This window comes from Clostridium sp. BL-8 (assembly GCF_002006495.1).
Taxonomy (GTDB): Bacteria; Bacillota; Clostridia; order Clostridiales; family Clostridiaceae; genus Clostridium.
In genome coordinates, this window is the sequence record NZ_LZZL01000169.1 from 1 (window position 1) to 5,107 (window position 5,107).

The following is a 5,107-nucleotide window of genomic DNA, read 5'->3' on the forward strand; positions in this document are numbered from 1 at the left end:
ACTATTTGTTGTAATCTCCAATGACTACAGAACTCGGCTTATGGCTTATCTCGCATATGTAAAATAGCTACTTTGGAGAGCAGGGAGTGAAAAACTTCCACTATTTTTCCACTGGCTATTTTTTTTATTTTGGAGACAATATTGGTATAAATAAGCCAACTTTATACAAAGTTTTAAATGAAATTAGCACAATTGATATCGTTTCAATGTAGAGGAGTTGTTTATAATTGAAAGTTGATCGCTTACTTGAAATAATAACAATTCTCTTAAATAATGAGAAAATAAAAGCTAAATATTTGGCTGAAAAATTCGAAGTATCAATACGTACAATTTATAGAGATATTGAAGATATTTGTAAAGCTGGAGTACCAATTATAACTTTTCAAGGTGGAGGCGGTGGAAGCATGGGAATTGGCTGGGAAACAGGCTACTTAACAGGTCTTGCTGATGGTGGAATTGATACACGTTTTGCTGATTTGATTGTAGGCACCTCAGCTGGATCCCAAGTTGGAGCCGTGATCGCATCAAGAATTTCTTGGAATGATATTTGGGAAAAATTAATAAATCTAAAATATCAATCGCAGAAAGAGAGTCCTTCGGGAAATCTGGGTTCACTGTTTGAAAAGTATGATGAAATAGCTACTTCCTCTAAGACACCAAAAGAATGGATTGATAGGATGGGAAAGTTGGCCATTGAATCAAACACCATGGCTGAGAGTGAACAATTATCGCGTATTAGAAATACGATAGGTGACTGTCAATGGGCGGAGGCTTTGCGTATCGTGGCGGTTGATCTTGTCACATCTCAAAGAGTTGTTTGGGGATCTAACTCTAGCATTGAATTAATTAAAGCTGCATCTGCAAGTTCTTCTCTCCCAGGAGTATGGCCGCCAACTACTATCTGCTCTCGTAAGTATTTAGATGGTGGAGTTCATTCAATGGAGAACGCTGATATAGCTGAAGGAGCTAGCAAAGTTCTTATTTTATCGGTGGGGCTTCCAGTACAAACCCCGTTTAAGCTTGAAGACCAAATTCAAAGTTTACAGAAATCTGGTTCTGAAGTTGAATTAGTTAAACCTGACAAAAAAATTTATGAAGCATTACAACAACTTGGCGGAAACCCAGTTGATCCTAGAATACGACCTGTAATTGCAGCTTGCGGTCGAGAACAAGGTTACGAAGATGCAAAGCGTATTGCTAAGTTTTGGGACTAATCATAGGTTTACTTCAGTTATTGATTGTTGAGTTTATACATTCCTAGAATAGAATTGGTTATATAAATTTAATGAAGTGGAATATATTTGAAATGCCATATCCTAGTGGAACATAAAGTATTTCACTTCTGCCATATTACTGTCACAAATCTCTTGTAATATATAAATATAAAATAGTTAAAACATTATTTATCCCCTATCAAATAAATATTAACCAGTATTTAGAATGGTCTATGACACCCTAGTAGATCATTCTTTTTTATTTATAGGTCTAGATGATTTATGGTATATTGAAGCAACAAAAGGGAAATTCACGGTTCTAAATCAGTATGTTTCATTCTTCTTTTACACAAAAGTTCAGTAAAAGCATTTTCCGCTCTATCTATAGCACATAAAACACACACTTGCTCCTTTGACTACCTTTTAAGATTCTAACTTGTTACATAATGATATTCATATAAGAATATGAAGAACTTGTAAATAAATACAGTTATAATATAATAATATGTATAGACAATAGGGAATAGTTAAAAATTATATGCTTATAAAAAATTATAGGTGTGGTTAGGAGAAAGTTTATGCAGATTAATTATATGACGCTAATTGTGAATTGGATTAACTTTGGGTTAATAATTTTAATAATAATAGGAATATATAAAGGGATAAAAGCATTTAAAAGTTTTATAAAAAGGAATAAACAAATGAATGAAAAACTGGATACAATTTTAGATGAACTAGAAAAAAAAAGAAGTGAGTAATATACATAAATCACTTTACTAAATAGCTCATTATTCGGAAGTGAATTTGCGGTAGTTTTTTTAAAAGTATTTGTCGATAGTAAATTAAGAGGAGATTAGAAAGGGAAAAGTAATGAATTATATAGTTGCAGTGCTTGCAGGAACAGGAATATTAATGTGGATATTAGGTAGTATTATTAAGATGCGAAGTTATATATCACGTATAAATGCAAATTTGAATAAAATTGCAAAACAAGTTGGAGCGTTTGATACAATAGACGATGAAATAAAAAGTCTTATTCTAGAAGGTAAAAAAATTGAAGCAATAAAAAGATATAGATTTGTTACTGGATTTGGATTAAAGGAATCGAAAGAATACGTTGATTCCTTTGATTCGCATAGAATGAATAATATTTTATAATAGAATATGTATAGTGATGCATAATGGTAAGTTGTTGTGAAGAAATTATTATAAAAAGTGGTATAAACTAGTTATTAAGATTGAAATGATTATAAAGCTAATTTAAAAAATCATATGATTATTCAATTTCTTGATTGACAGAAAAATTAGGAGGACAAACTATAATATGATGATAAAAAAACGCCTTGCAATATCAAATCTTATTATGCTAGTGGTTCCAGCAATATTAATAGTAGTAATTGCAGCTGGTGTACTAGAGGGATTTACAGAGCTATATGGTAGGAAAATAAAAGTTTTTGAACAGGATAGCGGGATTTCTGATATACAAAAGATTGTGTATACATATGGTAAAGATATAAAGACAAATCATGTAAAGCTTGAAGAATATAATAAAGCAGAACAAGATTTAAATAGTGAAGGTTATAATTTATTGCTGACTAGTAATGGAGATGTAGTATTTTCCAATATAACTGATGAGGATAAAAATGCTATGTCTAACATCGAAAAGGATGTTCTAACATCGGCGGATTCAATAGTGCTTGAAGTTAATTCGGTTAGTTTAGTTAAATATGCTTTTGTTAATGATGGAGATTCTATTAGTATTATAGCTGTTAAGTCAAATAATAATTTGACAAGCAGGCAGCGTATGAGAGCAGAAGCGAGAACTTTTTTAGCTAGTTATATGGGAATTGTATTAATAGTAGCTTTGTTTATAATAATGATGATTAATGGTATATTATCATCACGTGTAGCTAAAAGTCTGATAAAGCCGTTAGAGTTATTGAGTTATGGGGCAGGACAGATAGAAGAAGGTAATCTTGATTTTAAAATGAATTATGAAGGTACAGACGAATTTGCAAAGGTATGTGCTGATTTTAATAAAATGAGAATCAGGCTTCAGGAATCAATTGATATGCAGTTAAAATATGAGCAAAATAGAAAAGAACTGGTTGCAGGAATATCTCACGATTTAAGGACACCATTAACAACAATTAAAGGATATTCAAAAGGATTAAAGGATGGAATTGCAAATACAGATGAAAAGCGTTGGCGATATTATGAAGTTTTATATAATAAAGCCTGTGATATGGATATGTTAGTTGATAAGTTATTCTTCTTTTCAAAATTAGATACAGGAAAGTTTCCATTTAACTTTGAAAATATAAATTGTAATAAATTCTTTTACGATTTCTTCAAAAATGCAGCGGTGGAGTTTAAAGGAAGTGGAATTAATTTATCGTATAAAAGCACCTGCCATGATGACATTATAATTAATATGGATTTTGAAGAAATCCGCAGGGTTCTTATGAATGTACTTGAAAATAGTGCAAAATATAAGGTTGAAGAATATGGAAGTGTCGACATTACAATAGATGAAAAAGAAGATAGCATTGTTTTAAAAATTAAGGACGATGGACCAGGAGTTTTAGAAGAAAATCTTCCGCGGTTATTTAATAGTTTTTACAGAGAAGATCCATCAAGAGCTAATTCTAGTGAAGGCAGCGGACTTGGCCTTTCAATATGTGAATATATAGTAAAGGCACATAAAGGCACAATTACTGCTAGAAATATGAATGGACTTGCTATTATCATAACTTTACCAATCTTTAAGCGAAACTAACTTATGTTACTAAAATATTGTATAATGTATTAAAACTAAATATATTAGTTATAATGGGAGAAGAGAAAATGCGAAGGATATTGATTGTAGAAGATGATAAACTCATTGCAGAGTTAGAAAGGGATTATCTTGAGGCTAACGGATTTGAAACTGAAATTGCAGGTAATGGAGATATAGGATTAGAACTTGCCTTGAATAAGGAATTTGATTTAATACTACTTGATTTAATGCTGCCAAGTAAAGATGGATTTCAACTATGCACGGAGATAAGAAACAATAAAGAGATACCAATACTCATGATTACAGCTAAAAAGGATTCAGTAGATAAAATTAGAGGTCTGGGACTTGGAGCTGATGATTATATTGTCAAGCCTTTTGATCCTAGTGAACTTGTTGCTAGAGTGAATGCGCATATTTCTAGATATGATAGATTAACATCAATTGAAAAAAAGAAGAAACTAGGACAGGGGGCTATGAATTTTGGAAGGCTAAAGATATTTATCAAAGAACGAAGGGTGTATATCAATGATATAGAAGTTAAATTTGCTAATAAAGAATTTGAGCTTCTTTTATTCTTAGCTACTAATCCTAATATTGTATTTTCCAAAACAGTATTACTAGATAGGATTTGGGGGATGGATTCTTTTGCAGATGTTGCAACAGTTACAGTACATATCAATAGAATAAGAGATAAAATTGAAGAAGACAGTAGTAATCCTAAATTTGTAGAAACTGTATGGGGGGCAGGTTATAGATTTAAAGCATAAATAATCAATATTTATTCAATCTATTATTGTAGTCTATCTAGAAATTTTCTTAACAATTTAACGAAGTTCGTACGTTTTAGCTATAGTTTTTTAGTTAAAATATACGAACTTTATTTATTATTCCTCTAATTATATTTTGTTTAAAATATAATTAAAGTTTAGAAATTATTTATATATGTATGTAAAAATATTCATAGATATCCAAGCAATAATATATGTTTCTTTATTTAATAAAATATTAATTTGATAAGAAAAGTAAATTAACAGTTGATGTTACAAATGGGAGGATGGCAATGAAAAATGTAAAAAAAATAGTTATATATGCTGTAATAATTGCAGTTGTAGTA

The 5,107-nt window shown here is 30.5% G+C and carries 5 protein-coding genes; all 5 read left to right on the forward strand.

Features of this window, described 5'->3' with window-relative positions; genetic code table 11:
- Positions 1-227 precede the first annotated feature (227 nt).
- The 5 genes from CLOBL_RS26760 to CLOBL_RS26780 all read left to right on the forward strand — a co-directional run bounded on the left by CLOBL_RS26760 (position 228) and on the right by CLOBL_RS26780 (position 4,760).
- Complete coding sequence (locus tag CLOBL_RS26760) at positions 228-1,214, forward strand: patatin-like phospholipase family protein (RefSeq protein WP_077861779.1); 987 nt, start codon at positions 228-230, stop codon at positions 1,212-1,214.
- Positions 1,215-1,792: 578 nt separating this feature from the next.
- Positions 1,793-1,972, forward strand: coding sequence for a hypothetical protein (locus CLOBL_RS26765; RefSeq protein ID WP_009168847.1), 180 nt, complete (start codon positions 1,793-1,795; stop codon positions 1,970-1,972).
- Between the two features lie 112 nt (positions 1,973-2,084).
- Positions 2,085-2,372 (forward strand): ribosomal protein L7/L12, encoded by a 288-nt coding sequence (locus CLOBL_RS26770; protein ID WP_009168848.1) that lies wholly within the window; start codon positions 2,085-2,087, stop codon positions 2,370-2,372.
- Positions 2,373-2,538: 166 nt separating this feature from the next.
- On the forward strand, positions 2,539-3,993 hold the full coding sequence (locus CLOBL_RS26775) for a HAMP domain-containing sensor histidine kinase (RefSeq protein ID WP_009168849.1): 1,455 nt from the start codon (positions 2,539-2,541) through the stop codon (positions 3,991-3,993).
- A 68-nt stretch (positions 3,994-4,061) separates the two neighbouring features.
- Positions 4,062-4,760 (forward strand): response regulator transcription factor, encoded by a 699-nt coding sequence (locus tag CLOBL_RS26780; RefSeq protein ID WP_009168850.1) that lies wholly within the window; start codon positions 4,062-4,064, stop codon positions 4,758-4,760.
- Positions 4,761-5,107 lie beyond the last annotated feature (347 nt).

Excerpts from the sequence above, each read along its gene's own strand:
- CLOBL_RS26765 (WP_009168847.1), top strand. The coding sequence starts at position 1,793 with ATGCAGATTAATTATATGACGCTAATTGTGAATTGGATTAACTTTGGG.
- CLOBL_RS26770 (WP_009168848.1), top strand. The coding sequence starts at position 2,085 with ATGAATTATATAGTTGCAGTGCTTGCAGGAACAGGAATATTAATGTGG.
- CLOBL_RS26775 (WP_009168849.1), top strand. The coding sequence starts at position 2,539 with ATGATGATAAAAAAACGCCTTGCAATATCAAATCTTATTATGCTAGTG.
- CLOBL_RS26780 (WP_009168850.1), top strand. The coding sequence starts at position 4,062 with ATGCGAAGGATATTGATTGTAGAAGATGATAAACTCATTGCAGAGTTA.